At 59.8% G+C, this 17315-nt stretch carries 11 protein-coding genes; 9 read left to right on the top strand and 2 right to left on the bottom strand.

Features of this window, described 5'->3' with window-relative positions; translation table 11 throughout:
- Window positions 1–127 precede the first annotated feature (127 nt).
- The 4 genes from MTX36_RS16635 to MTX36_RS16620 are packed head-to-tail and all read left to right on the top strand — an operon-like array spanning window position 128 to window position 4481.
- A complete protein-coding gene (locus tag MTX36_RS16635; protein WP_243620842.1) occupies window positions 128–529 on the top strand; it encodes a chorismate mutase family protein in 402 nt (133 codons plus the stop codon).
- Complete coding sequence (pabB, locus tag MTX36_RS16630) at window positions 526–2640, top strand: aminodeoxychorismate synthase component I (protein ID WP_243620841.1); 2115 nt, start codon at window positions 526–528, stop codon at window positions 2638–2640. Before MTX36_RS16635 ends, pabB begins: the two co-directional genes overlap by 4 nt.
- Window positions 2641–2645: 5 nt before the next feature.
- Complete coding sequence (locus MTX36_RS16625) at window positions 2646–3521, top strand: prephenate dehydrogenase (RefSeq protein WP_243620840.1); 876 nt, start codon at window positions 2646–2648, stop codon at window positions 3519–3521.
- A 9-nt stretch (window positions 3522–3530) separates the two neighbouring features.
- A complete protein-coding gene (locus tag MTX36_RS16620) occupies window positions 3531–4481 on the top strand; it encodes a diiron oxygenase (RefSeq protein ID WP_243620839.1) in 951 nt (316 codons plus the stop codon).
- A 1-nt stretch (window position 4482) separates the two neighbouring features.
- Here the strand turns inward: MTX36_RS16620 and MTX36_RS16615 are convergent, their stop codons facing one another.
- The gene (locus MTX36_RS16615) at window positions 4483–5343 is read right to left on the bottom strand and encodes a glycosyltransferase family 2 protein (RefSeq protein ID WP_243620838.1); all 861 of its coding nucleotides are present in this window, start codon (window positions 5341–5343) and stop codon (window positions 4483–4485) included.
- Window positions 5344–5686: 343 nt separating this feature from the next.
- On the opposite strand from MTX36_RS16615, the gene MTX36_RS16610 reads away from it, so the two are divergent.
- The 5 genes from MTX36_RS16610 (at window position 5687) to MTX36_RS16590 (ending at window position 11444) form a co-directional block, all read left to right on the top strand.
- Window positions 5687–6676, top strand: coding sequence for an ATP-binding cassette domain-containing protein (locus MTX36_RS16610; RefSeq protein ID WP_243620837.1), 990 nt, complete (start codon window positions 5687–5689; stop codon window positions 6674–6676).
- A complete protein-coding gene (locus MTX36_RS16605) occupies window positions 6673–7536 on the top strand; it encodes an ABC transporter permease (protein ID WP_243620836.1) in 864 nt (287 codons plus the stop codon). Before MTX36_RS16610 ends, MTX36_RS16605 begins: the two co-directional genes overlap by 4 nt.
- Window positions 7536–8387: an ABC transporter permease gene (locus tag MTX36_RS16600; protein WP_243620835.1), complete on the top strand. Its 852-nt coding sequence runs from the start codon at window positions 7536–7538 to the stop codon at window positions 8385–8387. Before MTX36_RS16605 ends, MTX36_RS16600 begins: the two co-directional genes overlap by 1 nt.
- A 146-nt stretch (window positions 8388–8533) precedes the next feature.
- Complete coding sequence (locus tag MTX36_RS16595) at window positions 8534–9586, top strand: alpha/beta hydrolase family protein (protein ID WP_279394721.1); 1053 nt, start codon at window positions 8534–8536, stop codon at window positions 9584–9586.
- Between the two features lie 154 nt (window positions 9587–9740).
- Window positions 9741–11444 (top strand): amidase, encoded by a 1704-nt coding sequence (locus tag MTX36_RS16590; RefSeq protein WP_243620834.1) that lies wholly within the window; start codon window positions 9741–9743, stop codon window positions 11442–11444.
- Here MTX36_RS16590 and MTX36_RS16585 read toward each other — a convergent pair.
- Entirely contained in the window at window positions 11434–17256 is a 5823-nt protein-coding gene (locus tag MTX36_RS16585) for a non-ribosomal peptide synthetase (protein WP_243620833.1), read from the bottom strand. The genes MTX36_RS16590 and MTX36_RS16585 overlap by 11 nt on opposite strands.
- Between the last annotated feature and the right edge of the window lie 59 nt (window positions 17257–17315).

Below are 17315 nucleotides of genomic sequence, written 5' to 3'. Positions count from 1 at the left end.
GCGGCGTCATATTGGTGGAACACCTTCTCGAACGGCGATGTCCGGTCGGGGTACCGGTGTCTGGTGTCTGAGCGTGGTTCGGGCATCGGTCGGCGTCGCCTCCGACCGAGCATCAGCAGGAGGCACCGTGGCCAACTTCCAGCCCTCGACCCGTCCTACCCAGAATCCCGCGACCGAGTCGGATCACGCCCGGATCGACAATCTCGAACAGTTTCGCCGCGAACTCGACGCCATCGACGCTGCATTGCTCGAGACGGTCCGCGAGCGACTGCTGCTCTGCCTGCAGATCGGAGAATGGAAGCGGGTCAGCAACGTTCCGATGATGCAACCCGGGCGGGTGCATCTAGTGCAGGAACGAGCTCGACAATTCGCCCTTCGGCATGACCTGTCACCCGAGTTCTTCGAAGCGTTGTACGAATTGGTGATCGCCGAGACTTGCCGACTCGAAGACCTGGTGATCGACGGCCAAGCTACCGAGGAGGAGACTGTTCGGGAATCCGTCGGCCCGAGATCAGGATCATCGTCATGAGTTCCCGCACGCTCCTCGTGGACAATTACGACTCGTTCACATACAATCTCTTCACACTTCTCACCAAGGTCAACGGCGTGGTACCCACCGTCATCACCAACGACGCGGACTGGGACTCCCTCGACCTTGCCGCATTCGACAACGTCGTGATCTCGCCAGGTCCAGGCCGGCCCGATCGGGGGCGTGACTTCGGTGTCAGCCGAAGATTCGTCGAGGAAGGTCCGCTCCCCCTACTCGGTGTCTGTCTCGGACATCAAGGGCTCTGCCAACTGTTCGGGGCCGACGTCGTCCTCGCACCTAAGCCCATGCACGGCAGAATTTCGCTCGTCGACCACGACGGCACCGGGGTCTTCGCCGGATTGCCTTCGCCGTTTCGTGCAGTCCGTTATCACTCGCTGACCGTCGAAAACCTCCCGGACACCTTTGTTCGCACCGCCTGGACGTCGGACGGCTTGATCATGGGCGTGCGCCATCGGACCAAGCCGATGTGGGGGGTTCAGTTCCATCCCGAATCGATAAGTACGGAATTCGGGGTCGAACTGCTGACCAATTTCCGCAATCTGTCGATCGGGCGGACTCTCGAGTCGGTCATGCACCAGGATCCACCGGTGCACGCATCGAGTCTGCGACCCGCGTCGTCTTACCGAGTCGACAAGGTTCGTCTTGATTTCGCAGTGGATCCTTCGGCAGCGTATTCCGCCTTGTTCGCCGACGGCCCCAACGCCTATTGGCTGGATCGAGCCGCGACGTCGGAACCCGACGCTCGGTTCACGATCATGGGTGACGCATCCGGGCCCTTGGCAGAGTTCATCACGTACGACGTGGGAAGCGGAGTTGTCACAGTTGCCCGAAAAGGATTGCCGGAAGAGAACATTCATGTTCCGTTCTTCGACTATCTCGATGGGCAACTGGTGACCCGGTTCATACCGGCGGATCCGGAACTCGACTTCAATCTCGGATATGTCGGGTATCTCGGATACGAGTTGAAAGCGCAGACCGGTGGCGTTTCGGCGCACTCCGCAGATACTCCCGACGCTGCATTCGTCTTTGCCGACCGCGCTGTTGTCATCGACCACACCGCCGGCAGGACACACGTCCTGCGTCTACGCGAGAACTCCTCGCCGGAAGATTGGAACAGCGGCGATCGGGACAGCACAGTCGAAGACGACTGGCTCGCGCATACCATCGATGTTCTGGCCGACATCGGCGCTGCAACCGGGGAGCGAATCCCGGTTCCCCTAATCAGTGAAACCGTCTGGACACAAGCACGTCTGCGTCATGACCGGAATCGATATCTGGCCCTGATCGAGGATGCACTCGAACAGATCCGCGTCGGCGAATCGTACGAGGTGTGCCTGACGAACATGGCCAGTGTCACCGAGACGATCGATCCCCGACGCACTTTCGAGTTCTTGCGCGGCATCAATCCGACCCCCTACAGCGCACTGCTCGATTTCACCGGAATAGCGGTGATCTCTGCCTCCCCGGAACGGTTTCTGCGGGTCGACTCCGAAGGCAACGTCGAGTCCAAACCCATCAAGGGCACACGACCTCGAGGCGTCACCCGAGCACGGGATGCCGCGCTGCGACAGGACCTACTCGACAGTGAGAAGGACCGCGCCGAAAACCTGATGATCGTTGACCTCACGCGAAATGATCTTGCAAAAGTGTGCGTTCCCGGCAGTGTGCATGTTCCACGGTTATTCGGGATCGAATCGTATTCGTCGGTCCATCAGATGGTGTCGACCGTGCGGGGCGCGCTGCGTGCAGGATCCTCTGCTGTCGATTGCGTTCGGGCCGCATTTCCTGGCGGATCCATGACGGGAGCACCCAAAGTGCGGACCATGGAGATCATCGACCGTCTGGAATCCGGTCCTCGCGGAGTGTATTCCGGATCCATCGGATATTTTGCTCTCGGCGGCGCCGCTGATCTGTCGATCGTCATCCGCTCGTTGGTCGCTACCTCTACCGGTGTCAGTTTCGGTATCGGCGGAGCCATCACGGCATTGTCCGACGCCGAGGAAGAGTTCGACGAAACGACGGTCAAGGCGTCGACTTTGCTTCGTGCGCTCGACGTCGTTGCCAGTCACACCGACGAACTCGGCAGGTAGTGGTGATGTCGCCGGTTGGGTGTGACGACGTGATCGTGGTCGGAGGCGCCGGAGCGGTCGGATCCATGCTTGTCGATCTCATGCGCCGAGACGGAAGGCCTGTCACAATTCTCGATCCGGCGGACCCGGACAGCCCTCTGCGCGGCGATGTCACCGGTCCGGACGACATCCTGCTCCGGGCTCTCACCTCAGCCGACATCGTCATCCTGGCCGTGCCAGAAACTGTCGCACTCGCATCCTTGCCGACACTTGTGCGAGCGGTTCGCCCCGATGCCCTGATCGTCGACACGCTGTCGGTCAAATCTCGAATGTCGGTTGCCGTCGAAAATTCGGGCCGGACGGGCGAATTCCTCGGGGTCAATCCGATGTTTCGGCCCTCACTCGGCCCCGCGGGACGACCGATCATCGCCGTTCCGTACATCGACGGTCCGCGAGGTACAGATCTTGTCGAAAGCCTGCGTACGTGGGGAGCAATAGTTTCCGTGATGGACCCGAATCGTCATGACCGCCTTGCTGCGGCAACTCAGGCCTTGACCCACGCATCGGTCCTGGCATTCGGCCTTGCACTGGGCGAACTCGGCGTGAGCGCCGAAGAAGTCGCCGACGTCGAGACTCCCCCACACCGGACGCTTTCGGCCTTGCTGGCTCGAATCGTGAACGGCGAACCCGAGGTGTATTGGGACGTTCAATCGGGAAACCCCTATGCGGAGACTGCCCGCAAAGCCTTGATCACGGCATGCGTCCGACTGGACTCGGCAACCGCGGATCTGGAGAACTTCTCGGACGTGGTGAAATCTGCCTCGGAGGGACTCGGGAGCCGATCCGAGGAGTTGGACACCCTGTGCCGGCGGGTCTTCGAGGAGATCGGCTCACGGAAGTAGGACAGATCGATGAGACACGGAGTAGCTCCACCGACACTTCCCGGATTCGATGCCAAGGATCCTGCCGAAAGTGCGATCGTCCGTCGGCTTGCCGAGAACTGGTCGCGTCGAGCCGCCGTCAAAAGATCCGAGCCCGAACTCGAGGACCTTTTCGACATCACGAAGTTCGACTATCCGGACGCTTTGCTTCCCTTCGCGCAGCATCCCGTCTATCTGGCTCTCACGTCTGAGCAACAAATACGACTCCGAGCCTGGGCCTGGATCGCCTTCAACAAGAATGTGATGGATATCGAACGAACAGTGGTCAATCCGGGGTTCGAACTACTTGCCGTGGATGCGTTCGACGTCGGATTCGGCGATTCCGTCGAAGTAGCGGTTAATCAGGCGATGGTCGACGAGCAATACCACACGTTGATGCATCTCAACGCGAGTTCTTTGACCCGCCGTGGACGCGGATTGCCGTTGCCGACAAAGCTTCTGCCGGACGTACAGACGGTCCGGAGCCGAGCGCGGGCGCTCACCGAGTGCCCGGATGCTCACTCACGCGCAGTTGTCTCCCTGGCATACATGACGGTCGCGGAGATCTCCATCAGCTCATACCTCGACGTGATCATCGACGGTGAAGATATCCAGCCGGTAAATCGCGCGACGGTCCGACTCCACAATCGGGACGAACTTTGCCACGCGTCCATTGCCGACGCTCTAGCCGTTTCCGTGTTCGAGGCTCTCGACGTCGAGTCGCGTCGACGCTTCGTCGACGGGGCGGCCGGAGCGATGGCGGCTTTTGCCGGCAATGACTTCGGCGCTTGGCGGGCGATCATGGAGGCTGAGGACATCACCGGCGGAAACCGGATGATCGAGGACGTCGAGCACTCCCCCGGGTCTGAACTGCTCGTTCAGGATTTCAGTGGAATCCGAAAACTGTTCGACACCCTAGGCGTCGACAAGCCTCTTCGCTGAGTCAGCGATCTACCGAATCCACTGGCATCTGCCGCGCTGAAGGCCGGAAGAAGAGCCTCTTCAAAGACAGTTTGTCCGTGTCTTTGTCATACATTCGATAGGCGGGCCATAAAACCGCATGCAATATCGAACTCCGAAAAATCATCAGGCGGAGTCGACGCGTCATAGCCCCATGATGCTTCAATGTGAGAACGGAGGCTTTGTTGTAGGAAAGAAACTCTATCGGTCCGGTTTCTCCGCGACGGCCGGAAACTTCCGCTCGCATCGAAAGGTCCTGAGAAAATTTCATTCCACGACCGAGCAGGCAATACGAAAGATCGACATCTTCGTGAAAATCTGTGCGATCAGAGACAGAATCTTGCACGATCGACCATGCGGATTTTCGGATCGCCATGTTCGAACCGGTTAATGAGGGCGCATCTTTCAGACCTTCGAATTTTCCGAGAGCATCCTGCTTTGCGACTGCCGTGCGTTGCACGGTCGCAAAGGGCGAGTCATAGAATAACGAAAACCCGGTAACAGCGTCGAATTCAGGCGCGGCAAAAAACTCGACGATCGCATTGGCCCAACCTGCAGACACCCTCGTGTCCGCGTCTACTCGCCCGATCAACTCACCCTGAGCTGAATTGAACCCCAAGTTTCTCGAAAAAACGACGCCCTGCCGAGTTTCCAACAGATAGCGAACTTTGGGAAACCTGCGCTCGAAATCACGAATTATCTCAGGGGTTCTGTCGGTCGAATTATTGTCGACCACCAATATTTCAGTAATATCGTCGCCCTGTTGCAACAAAGACTCGAGACAATCCGAAATATATTCTTCTTCGTTATAGACCGGAACGACAACTGAAAGCAAGGCACCCATGGACGGCAGGTTATCACTCGCTACACCGTCGGAACATCAATGTTCGCGTGACGTCAGTCATCCGACAGGCAGTCGCAAGTGTGCAATGCCACACAAAATGATTGGTGCCCAACTGCACACTTGCTCAGGGAACCAGGCAAAAGCGTCCGGCGGGCCGTCTTCGCCCCGAGTTGCGTGGACCACCTCCGGTAACATGCTCAAGGCGTTCGGAGATACACAATCGAGGTTCCCGCAATCCGTGCGGGCCATCCACTCGGTGCTCATTTCGGCCTCACCATCGGCCGCATCGGCACACCAAGCCACCAGGTAGCCCCACCATCTTCATGTAGACAGCGGAGAATTAATGCCCTTTCCCACGGATGCGGCCGTAGTCGTGGAGGACGTTCACAAGTCCTTCAAAGATGTCCACGCCCTGCGCGGAATCAGCTTCCAGGCCCCCAAAGGATCGGTTCTCGGCATCCTCGGACCCAACGGCGCAGGCAAGACCACAACCGTCAAAGTGCTCTCGACGCTCATTCGTCCGGACAGCGGCCGCGCCATGATCGCCGGATACGACGCCGTGCGCAATGCCGCGGAGGTTCGACGCTCGATCATGATGACCGGCCAGTTCGCGGCCCTCGACAATGCTCTGACCGGCCGGGAGAACATCGAACTCTTCGCTCGTCTGATGGGACTCGATCGCGCCTCTGCCAAGCAGCGAGCAGTTGATCTCCTCGAAGAATTCGATCTGGTCGAAGCAGGCGCTCGAACCGTCGCCAACTATTCCGGTGGTATGCGTCGCCGTATCGACATCGCCTGTGGCCTCGTCGTTCGCCCCGAAGTCGTGTTCCTGGACGAGCCGACGACAGGATTGGATCCCCGCAGTCGGCAGAGCGTGTGGAATCTCGTGCAGACGCTGAAGGATCAGGGCATCACTGTTCTGCTGACAACGCAGTACCTCGAGGAAGCCGATCTTCTCAGCGACAACATCATCGTGATCGACAAGGGTTCGGTTATCGCCGAGGGAACCGCAGACGAGCTGAAGGCGCGCACCGGAGCAAGCTTCTGTGAGATCGTGCCGACGGATACCAACATGCTCGGCGCTGTCGCCAACGCCTTGGGCAACCTCCTCCCGCCGGATTTCCGATTCGATCTGGCCCGGGACAGCGGCAAGATCGCCATCCCCGCTCCGCGAGGTTCCGCGACACTCGCCGAGGCGCTCCGACGTTTGGACCATGCCAGAATCCCGCTCGCCGACATCGCCTTGAGGCGTCCGTCCCTCGACGATGTCTTCCTCTCGTTGACCGGTCATCAGTCAACCGCGGACGCCGGCAAAGCCGGTGATGTGTCGTGACCACTACGACGAAATATCCGACTACGAACTTGTCCCTGCAAAAGGTGGCTCTTCGGGAGATTTCGGTTCCGGCCGCCACACGCGTCGGGCGGCATAGACGCCCTAACCCCTCAGCAGTTATGCAGTGGTGGGTACTGACGGGCCGCACGTTGCGCTCGATGATCCGTCGCTACGAACTTGTCATCGCTGTGATTGCCCCACTGATTTTCACTGTCGGCTTCTACCTGCCGTTGAAGTTCGTGATGCAACTGCAAGGCATCGACTATGCCCAGTTCCTGATGCCGATCATCGTGTTGCAGGCTATGGCCTTCACCTCGATTTCAGCTGCTCAGATGGCAGCCAGGGAGCGGATCACAGGTTTCAGTTCCCGAATGCAGACGATGCCCGTCTACGGAGCAGTCCCCCTGCTCTCGCGTATGAGTAGTGGGTTCGTGCGATCAGTATTCTCACTGACCGCTGCCCTCATCTACGGGCACGCAATCGGATTCCGATTCACCGAAGGCCTCAATCAGGCAATTCTGTTCTGCACTTTGGCACTGGTGTTCAGCACGTGTCTGTCATTCGGCGCCGATGCCATCGGTTCGCTGTCCAAGAGCCCTCAAGCTACGAGTCAGGCATTGACTCTTCCTCAGCTGATCCTCGGGATGCTCTCCTGTGGTTTCGTGCCGGAAACCGGTTTCCCCGAGTGGATCCGTCCCTTCGTACGTAATCAGCCGGTGTCGCAGTTCTCCTTCGCGATGCGTGACCTCGCCCAAGGCGGCGTCACCTGGAACACCATGTTCCCCGTGCTCATGTGGTCGCTCGGATTGATCGCTGTGTGCGCTCCGCTCGCGTACTGGGCAAGCACGAGGCGGTCGTGATGACGGCAGTCGACAATTCGGCGCAACCGACCAACGGACGCACCCTGAATTTCCCCGTACCTGATGCGGCACTTCCGGAAGGCTCCACGCAGGCGCTCTGGACGCACAGTCTGATCCAGGCGAAACGCCTTCTGATCAATTGGGCGCGTGACCCATCCACCGCGATCCAAGCACTGCTGTACCCAGCTCTGACACTCATCATGTTTCGTGTTGTTCTCGGAAACTCGATCAGCGCCGCAACCGGACAGCCCAGTATTTACGGCACCGTTCCGTTGATCATTCTGGTCGGAGCGATGTTTGGGTCCATTGCGAGTGCCGTCGGTCTTCGAGGCGAAATGACCAGTGGGCTACTCAGTCGTTTCTGGACCCTTCCCGCCCATCGCGCCTCCGGCTTGGTGGGTCGAATGATTGCGGAAGCCGTGCGGGTTCTCCTCACGACCATCGTCATCATCGGAGTCGGATGTCTTGTCGGGTTCCGATTCAATCAAGGTCCGGTAGCTGCGATCGGCATGATTCTCCTGCCGATCGCTTTCGGAATCGGATTTGCCGTGATGGTGACGGCTCTTGCCACAGTGTCCGAGAATCTTCCGCTCGTCGAGATCGTCTCCATCGGATGCACCCTGCTCATGTTCTTCAACAGCGGTTTTGTCCCGACGATGGCATATCCGGTCTGGTTACAGCCCGTCATTGCAGCACAGCCCATGTCCGTGGCGGTGGAAGCTATGCGTGGAATGTCTCTCGGCGGGCCAGTCCTCGAGCCTGTACTCAAGACATTTGCCTGGTCATTCGGAATGATTGCAGTCTTCCTTTATCCAGCAATCCGGGGATACCGGCGGGCCGCTTCGAGATAGAACCAATCCAAGGACACCGATCGAAATCGTCACTGCTAGACCGCAAAACGTCTCGCTGAAGTAACGAATACGACGATCGAATCGACTTATCCATTCGGAGCCATTGAATCGTCTTCCGAAAAGTTTCAAACGAGAGGTAAGAAGTCTTGACGCGAAACACGAGACCAGCCTGGCGTCGCGCCACGCATGTCGGAGTACTGGCAATCGCCTGCTCACTGTTCACCGCCGGCATTGCGCAAGCAGCTCCGACGAATACGAGCGATTCCGCATCCGACGTGGCTACGAGCGATTCGTACGTCAAGTCGGTGCAGAAGATTAATGATCGGCAACTCGTCGTCAACGTCTATGCCGCGTCGATGGACAAGGTGGTGCCCATCCAGGTCATCACTCCGGCCGATAATTCCGAGCCTCGCCCCATTCTCTACCTTTTGAACGGCGCAGGCGGCGGAGAAGACTCGGCAACCTGGCAACGTCAGTCGGATGTTGTCGACTTCTTCAGCGATAAGAACGTCAACGTCGCGACCCCGGTCGGCGGACGCCTTTCCTATTACACCGACTGGGAAAAGGACGACCCAAAAGCCGGCCGAAACAAGTGGTCGACATTCCTCGGTGAGGAACTGCCCCCGATTCTGAACAAGGAACTGGGAAGCAACGGTAAGCAGGCACTGTCGGCAATCTCGATGTCCGGAACCTCGGTACTGAATCTCGCGATCGAACACCCCGGCCTCTACAGCTCAGTCGCTGCCTACAGCGGCTGTGCACAGACGAGCGATCCGATGGGCCAGCAGTTCGTCCGGATCACCACCGAGTGGATCGGTGGCGTCGACGACGTCACGAACATGTGGGGCCCCCTCGACGGTCCGGGTTGGCGCGAGCATGATCCGCTGCTCAACGCCGAGAAGTTGCGCGGGACGCCGATCTACATGAGCACCGGCAACGGACTCCCCGGCTTCCCGAACGACTCCATGCAGAATCCGCGTATGAACGATGGTCGTGCAAATCTCGAGAACCAGATCATCGTCGGCGGCGTGATCGAAGCTGCAACAAACCTGTGCACCTCGAATATGGCCAAGCGTCTGTTCGAGCTGAACATTCCGGCCGTGGTGGATTTCCGCCCGACGGGCACCCACTCGTGGGGCTACTGGCAGGACGATCTCCACAAGTCCTGGCCGTTCATCGCCAACTCTTTGGGCGTCTGACAGCACTCTGATTCTTCTCGAAGGCCACCGGCTTTCGACACTCCCGATCTGGAGTGTCGAGGGCAGGTGGCCTTCGTCGTCAGATGCGGTTCCAGTAACCTGACATCCGAATTATCCCAATCATCCCAGGCGACACATTCGAAGGCACTTTTTTGTGAACAGTGGCATTTCCCGACGCGGTTTCCTCGGCGCAGCAACGGCACTCGGAGTAGCCAGTGCCACGGCAGTAGGTGTTGGAGTACAACCCGCAGCAGCCGCACCGATCCGCTCGATGCCTCGCCACAATCAATTGCCGGCTCCCGACACGATTGATTCGACGGACCCTGCCCTGCTCAGCGCTACCGAAGCCGCAAGCCTGCTCCAGAACGGCACACTCCATCCGCGCGAGCTGCTCGACGCCTGCCTGACACGCAGTCACGAGTACGACGGCGGGATCGGCTCCTGGATCCGAATCTATCCGGAGGTCGCGTACGCTGCCGCCGAGAAGGCAGCACAACGACTCTCGAGCGCCGGGCGTGCGAGCGCCGGCGAAGCGCCACCACTGGTCTGTGGGCTGCCGATCGCACTGAAAGATACGTTCGCAGTGTCGGGATTGCCGGTCACTGCGTCGAGTCGCGTCCTCGAAGGGAACATTGCCGCGGGTGACTCGACTGTCTGGCGGCGCCTGAGTGAAGCCGGCATGGTACTGATGGGCCACGCACACTGCGATGAATTCGCCATCGGTGTGGCTACGGCGCAAGTCGGTAACCCGTGGAATCCCGAGTACTCACCGGGCGGGTCGTCGGGCGGCAGCGCTGCAGTTCTGGCCGCCCGCTTCAGTCCGCTTGCAACAGGAACCGACACCGGCGGGTCACTCCGCCTTCCGGCAAGCGCAACGGGAATCACCTCCGTCAAACCGACTTTCGGACGTTGCAGCACGTACGGAACGATCCCCCTCAACTGGACCCGCGACCATACCGGTCCAATGGCCCGGAGTGCGGCCGATGCGTCGTTGTTGCTCAGTTACATGGCAGGCGTCGACGCCAACGATCCAACCACGTCGGTCGGTCCGCCGGTTCCGGCACAGGGATACCCATTGGCCGCTCAGCGCGGAAAGTCACCGCTGGCGGGCCGTCGATTCGGCATCCCACGCACAAGTATCGACGAATTGCAGGGATCGTTGGGGATCCTGTTTGCCGAGTTCACGGACACTGTTGTCGCACTCGGAGGCACGCTTGTCGACGTAACGATGCCGACCTATCCGGCGGGACTACTGAGCGGAGATATGGCCGAGGCCGGCAATTATCACCAGCAGTTCTCCGACCGGATCGGACTGTACAGGCCGGAGCGGGCACTCTTCGTCGGAGCGGCAATCGCATCGATGACTGTTCCGGTCGCCGACTACATGATGTTGGCGCACAACAGACTTCGATACCAACACGAATACAACCGCATGCTATCCGAACACAATCTCGACGCCATTCTTGTACCCGGCGCCCGGGTGGACGGCAGTAAGCGCTCCGAGGTCGCGGGTGTCTCACTGTTCAACAGCGTCACTGCCGATGTCTCGTGGGCCAACTACACCGGCGCTCCGGTTGTCACGACGCCTGCCGGAAGGTCGAAGGAGACCGGGCTTCCCTTTGGTGTCCAACTCGGTGGTCGAGTGTGGGACGAAGCCGGCCTCATTCAGATTGTGTTGGAACTGCAAGCTGCTCAGCCCTTTTGGCAGGACGCTCCGCCCTTGAGACGAAACGCGAGGCAGATACCGACGTCCGTGGTTACGCAGCCCGGACTCGGACCTGACCCGACAAACACGAAGAACGTCGGCTTCTCGTTCAGATTTGTGCCGACGTCCTCCGACGCCCCGATCAACTCCTGAAGAACGCCGCCAACCGAGGTCCGATCAGCTCGAGCTGATCGGGATCCATCATCGAGTGATGCGAACTCAGCACTGTTGTCTCAGTGAGGGTTCCGCTGACATAGGGCATCCAGGTCGCGGCCAGTTCTGGTGTCGACCCGACGCCGACCGTGGCGCTGAGAAGTACAGCGTCACCGTCGAACACGTTCGGTTCGTACTCGTCGATCATCGAGGCTGCAGAGGTTGCAAAATCGTACAGAGATCCGAGTTGATCGTCGGTGAGAAACGACAGGGAATCGAGTGATCGACCGAGTCCGAGGATCTCGTCCCGGCCTCGCGCACCGAGGTCAATTGCGTCTCCGACATCGACTCCCCACCCTGCTGCCAGTTCGGCGACGTTGTTCCGGGCTTGGTTTTCCCCGACTTCGGTAGTGCCGCGAGGATCGATCATCGCCAGCTTCACATCGAAGCCCTTCGAGCGCAAGAGAACTGCGCAGGCGTGCCCGATGAATCCGCCGAGCGAGAATCCGACGATGTGGAACGGACCACTCGGGTTCACGCTCAGCATCTCCTGGACGTAACGCTGAGCCAAGGCGTCGACCGATGTAGGAAGAGGCCACGGTTCCACCATGACCGGAGCTTGCAATCCGTAGACCGGCGATTGGGTGTCGAGGTGGGGAACAAGCCCCGAACCCTTCCACGCCAGGCCGCTCATCGGGTGAATGAAGAACGTCGGCGCCGCAGATCCAATTTCGCGGATCGGCAACAGCACGTCGGTTGCCTGGTGATCCTGTGTGCTCGAATCTCCCTGCTGCACAGCTTCTATTCGTGCAGAAAGGGATTCGACGCTCGACGCACCGAAGAGCATGCGCACGGGCACCGAGGTACCCAGTGCCTCGGTCAGTTCGGATGCCAACTTCATCGCGATGAGGGAATTACCACCCAACTCAAAGAAATCATCATCCAACCCCACCCGATCAACACCCAACACACCCACAAACGCCGACGCCACCACCAACTCCACCACCGACACCGGAGCCCGAAACACCCGAGCCTCAAACACCGGCTCCGGCAACAACCCACGATCCAACTTCCCCGACGAATTCAACGGAAAAGCATCCAACACCACCACAGCCGCCGGAACCATATAACCCGGAACCCGCTCCCCCACAAACCCCCGCAACACCGACACATCAACCGACGCACCCACAGCCGGCACCACATACCCCACCAACTGATCACCCGTCACACTGCCACGCACCAACACCGCAGCCGACAACACCGACCCATGCGCAACCAACGCAGCCTCGATCTCCCCCAACTCAATCCGCTGACCACGAAACTTCACCTGAAAATCAGTACGACCGATGTACTCCAGATCCCCATCAGACGACCACCTCACAAGGTCACCCGACCGATACATCCGCTCCCCCACACCAAACGGAGACGCCACAAACCGATCCGCACTCAAATCCGGCCGACCCACATACCCCCGAGCCAACTGCACACCCGACAAATACAACTCACCCGCAACACCCACCGGCACCGGACGCAAACGCGAATCCAACACAAACACCCGGCAATTCCACTCCGGCACACCAATCGACACCACCGACCCCGACCCAGCAGCCGTCACATCCGCAAACGTAAACGACACCGCCGCCTCCGTCGGACCATACAAATTATGAACCCGCGCCGACGACACCGCCGAAAACTCCCGCACCGCCTCCACCGGCAACGCCTCACCAATCACCAACACATCACGCAACGAACCCAACAACCCCGGATCCACCAACGACGAAAACGTCGACAACATCGTCGGAACAAAATCCGTCACCGACACACCCTGCTCATCAATCACCGACGCCAAATACCCCGGATCCCGATGACCATCCGGAGAAGCCACCACCAACGTCGCCCCCACCCGCAACGGCATGAAAAACCCCCACAACGACACATCGAACGTCGTCGCCGTCTTCTGCAAATACACATCCGCAGACGACAAAGCATATTCCGCCTGCATCCACTCCAACTGATTCACAATCGCCCCATGCGAAACCGCCACACCCTTCGGACGACCCGTCGACCCCGACGTGAAAATCACATACGCCGCATTCCCCGAACGCAACGGCCCCAACCGATCCACATCCAACACCCGCGCACCCGAAAAACCAGACACATCAACAACATCAACACACACAACCCGACGACCCGACGCCACGAAACCATCACGCTCCGTCGACACCACACACACCGGATCAGCCGTCTCCAACACATACTCATTACGCGAGGACGGCGCATCCGGATCCAAAGGCACCCACGCCCCACCCGCACGCACAATCGCATACAACCCAACCAACAAATCCGTCGACCGACGAACCGCCAACCCCACCAACGACTCCGGACCCACCCCCAGCCCAATCAGATACCGCGCAAGCCTGTTCACCTTGACGTCGAACTCCGCATACGACAACACCTGCTCGCCGAACACCACAGCCCGCGCCCCCGGAGACACCGCCACCACCGAATCGAAACCATCCAACAACAACCCACCCACCGTCACCTGAGCAGTGTCGTTGAAGTCTCGAACGATTCTCTGGAAGTCATTGGTGGACAGCAGTTGCACATCACCGATTGCAGATTCCGCATCGACCACCATCGCGCGGAGAATGCGAGTCAACCGATCGGCAAACGCCACCACGGTTTCGGCATCGAAAAGGTCTGTCGCATACAACCAGGACATTGCGATACCGGTGCCAACGCCGGCCTCGTCCTCGATCGGCGATGCTGTCAACTGCAGATCGAACTTCGCGATATCAATTCCGGCATCAAACTCCGAGACTCGCAACCCGGGCAGCTCCAGAGCTTCACCGACCATGTTCTGGAAAAACAGTGCCACCTGAAACAGCGGGTGATGCGCTTGCGACCGTGCCGGGTCCAGAACCTCGACCAAACGCTCGAAAGGCAAGTCCGCGTTCGCGAATGCGCTGAGATCAGTCTCCCGAACCTGTTCGAGCAACTCCGCGAAAGACGTTTCCGGAGTTATCGAAGTACGCAACACCAACGTATTGACGAACATCCCGATCAGATCGTCGAGCGCAGGCTCACCACGACCGGAAATCGGCGAACCGATCACGACGTCATCCGTCGACGCCAGCCGCGCCAGCAACACTGCGAGCGCGGAATGCACAACCATGAACAGCGAAACATTGCGATCCAGCGCTAATTGCTCGAGCGAACGATGCAGTTCGCCGTCGATCTCGAACCGGTGCACACCGCCGCGTGTCGACGCCACTGCCGGACGCGGCCGATCCGACGGCACGTCGATCTTCTCCGGCAAACCCGCGAGATTCTCACTCCAGTAACTCAATTGCTCCGACATGAGTGAATCCGGATCGGAATCGTCACCGAGAACCTGCTGCTGCCACAACGCAAAGTCCGCGTACTGAACAGCAAGCGGAGACCACGCCGGCGCCTCACCGCTCGCCCGGGCGAGATACGCCAACGCGACGTCGCGTACCAACGGTCCGACCGAAACACCGTCCGCGGAGATGTGATGAACCACCATCGCCAGCACGAATTCGGTTGGACTGGTACGGAAGAGTCGAACCCGTAGCGGCACGGCCTTCGCGACATCGAATCCTGCTGTCACCAGCGGCAGCAACGTTGCGAGCAGTATGGATTCATCGAGATCCTGGGGTACCACGTCGATGTCGGCAGTCGAGATTCCGAGGACTTCCTGATAGCCGATACCGCCGAAAGCCGGGTACAAGGTCCGGAGCACCTCATGCCGCTCAACGACGTCGTTCACAGCGAGTCGCAGCGCATCAACATCGAGTTCGCCGGTCAGCCTCAGAACTATCGGAATATTGTTAACGGCCGATTCCGCGTCGAACTGACTGAGGAACCACATACGTTTCTGTGCCAACGAAAGCGGCACTCGTTCCGGCCGCGTCATCTGTTGCAGCGCAACATGTCCGACCGAGTCTGTTTCGGCTTCGATCCGTGCTGCCAGCGATTCGACAGTTGATGCCTCGAACAGAGTCTTCACCTGCACGCGCGTCTCGAATGCTGCGCCGAGTCGACCTACCAGTTTGGCTGCGATCAGGGAGTTGCCGCCCAACTCGAAGAAATCGTCGTCGGCTCCGACTTGCTCGAGCCCGAGCAGGTCTGCGATCGAGTCGGAGACAAGTATCTGCGCAGGCGTGGATGGCGCTCGGTACGAACGGGATTCGAACTGCGGAGCCGGCAATGCGTCGACGTCGAGCTTGCCGACCGGGGTCAGGGGAATCTCCGCGATCATCACGATCGATGCCGGAACCATATGTCGTGGCAGCGCTGCCCGTGCACTCGAAACCAGCGCGTCAGATTCGAGGGAGACTCCCGCCTTGGCCTTCACATACGACACCAACGCGGGCTCACCCGTCGGCCCAGTCCTGATAAGTGTCGCGACAAAATCGATGCCAGGCACAGCCGAGAGCACAGCGTCGATTTCTCCGAGTTCGATACGGAAACCACGGATCTTGACCTGCGAGTCACCTCGTCCGAGGTATTCGAGATCACGCTCGTCACCGTCGGTCCGAATCCAACGCACGGTATCTCCGGTGCGATACAGGCGTTCGCCGGCGGTTCCGAACGGGTTCGCGACAAAACTTGCTGCGGTAGTGCCGGACAAGCCGTTGTACCCGCGTGCCAGGTGGGCTCCCGACACATACAATTCACCGGAAGTGCCAGTGGCGACCGGCTGCAACCGGGCGTCGAGAACATACAGTCCGACACCGCGGACGGCGCCGCCGATAGTGACCGGGCCCTCGCCGGTGAGTTCGGCGATCGAGGCGGCGACAGTGGCTTCGGTCGGGCCGTATGCGTTGAAGAACTTGCGTCCGGGCGCCCAACGCGTCACCAATGCAGGTGAACACGCTTCGCCGCCGACAACAACGACCTCGAGATTCTCGAAACCGTCTTCTGCCGAAAGCGATCCGAGTGCGGCCGGAGTCATGAATGCATGCGTGACCTGTTCCCCTACAAGGAGTTCGGCCAGTTCGTCTCCGCCATAGACATCGGGACGAGCGATCACCATCGTCGAAGAGCCCCCGAAAGCGAGGAGCAATTCCAGCACGGAAGCGTCGAAGCTCGGTGACGCAAAATGCAATGTTCGAGAAGACGTCGTCAGTCCGAAGCGTTCAACCTGCTCGGCGCAGAGGTCCGCAAGACCGCCGTGCGTGACGATGACGCCCTTGGGTCGTCCCGTCGAGCCTGAGGTGTAGATCACGTACGCCGGGTGTTCTGGGCGCAAGGTTCCGACACGTTCGGTGTACGACACGGGCTCAGCTGGAATATCAGATGCGAGAGCCACATACTCCGCGCTGTCGAGTTCCCACCACGGCAAGCTCGAAGGCAACCCGCCGGCGACTGCCGCCACTGTCAGACCGATCGAGGCGCCGGAATCGGAAATCATGTGGAGGACGCGATCAGCCGGATAATTCGGGTCCACGGGCACAAACGCAGCACCTGCCTTTGCGACGGCCCAGACGGCGCATACCGACTCGACCGACCGTGGGATGGAGATCGCCACCCGATCCTCCGGGCCCACCCCGTGCGTGATGAGCAGGCGAGCAAGCTGCGACGACGCCACATCCAGCTCGGTGTAGGTGACGGACCGTCCGTCGAAGCGGAGAGCGACCGCAGCCGGATCGATGTCGACGGCAGCTGCCAGCAATTGAGGTAGCAGCGGCACTCGCACCCGCCGCGTACGGACGGGACGGGGCTTGCGGCTTCCGCGTGGCTTCCCTGGTGTCACGTCGACTGCGCTGGTCACGTCGTCGGCGCTCATGCGATCACGTCCAGTGATCGATCTGCAGATACGTCGGCCACTGGCGCCATCAGACAACT

The organism is Rhodococcus sp. ARC_M6, assembly GCF_022810305.1.
In the GTDB taxonomy this organism is placed as follows: domain Bacteria; phylum Actinomycetota; class Actinomycetes; order Mycobacteriales; family Mycobacteriaceae; genus Rhodococcus_F.
This window is presented reverse-complemented; position numbering and strand designations above follow the sequence as displayed.

Bases quoted from the DNA above. Each gene is read 5' to 3' on its own strand.
- pabB (WP_243620841.1), top strand. From the start codon at position 526: ATGAGTTCCCGCACGCTCCTCGTGGACAATTACGACTCGTTCACATAC.
- MTX36_RS16625 (WP_243620840.1), top strand. From the start codon at position 2,646: ATGTCGCCGGTTGGGTGTGACGACGTGATCGTGGTCGGAGGCGCCGGA.
- MTX36_RS16620 (WP_243620839.1), top strand. From the start codon at position 3,531: ATGAGACACGGAGTAGCTCCACCGACACTTCCCGGATTCGATGCCAAG.
- MTX36_RS16615 (WP_243620838.1), bottom strand. From the start codon at position 5,343: ATGGGTGCCTTGCTTTCAGTTGTCGTTCCGGTCTATAACGAAGAAGAA.
- MTX36_RS16610 (WP_243620837.1), top strand. From the start codon at position 5,687: ATGCCCTTTCCCACGGATGCGGCCGTAGTCGTGGAGGACGTTCACAAG.
- MTX36_RS16600 (WP_243620835.1), top strand. From the start codon at position 7,536: ATGACGGCAGTCGACAATTCGGCGCAACCGACCAACGGACGCACCCTG.
- MTX36_RS16585 (WP_243620833.1), bottom strand. From the start codon at position 17,256: ATGAGCGCCGACGACGTGACCAGCGCAGTCGACGTGACACCAGGGAAG.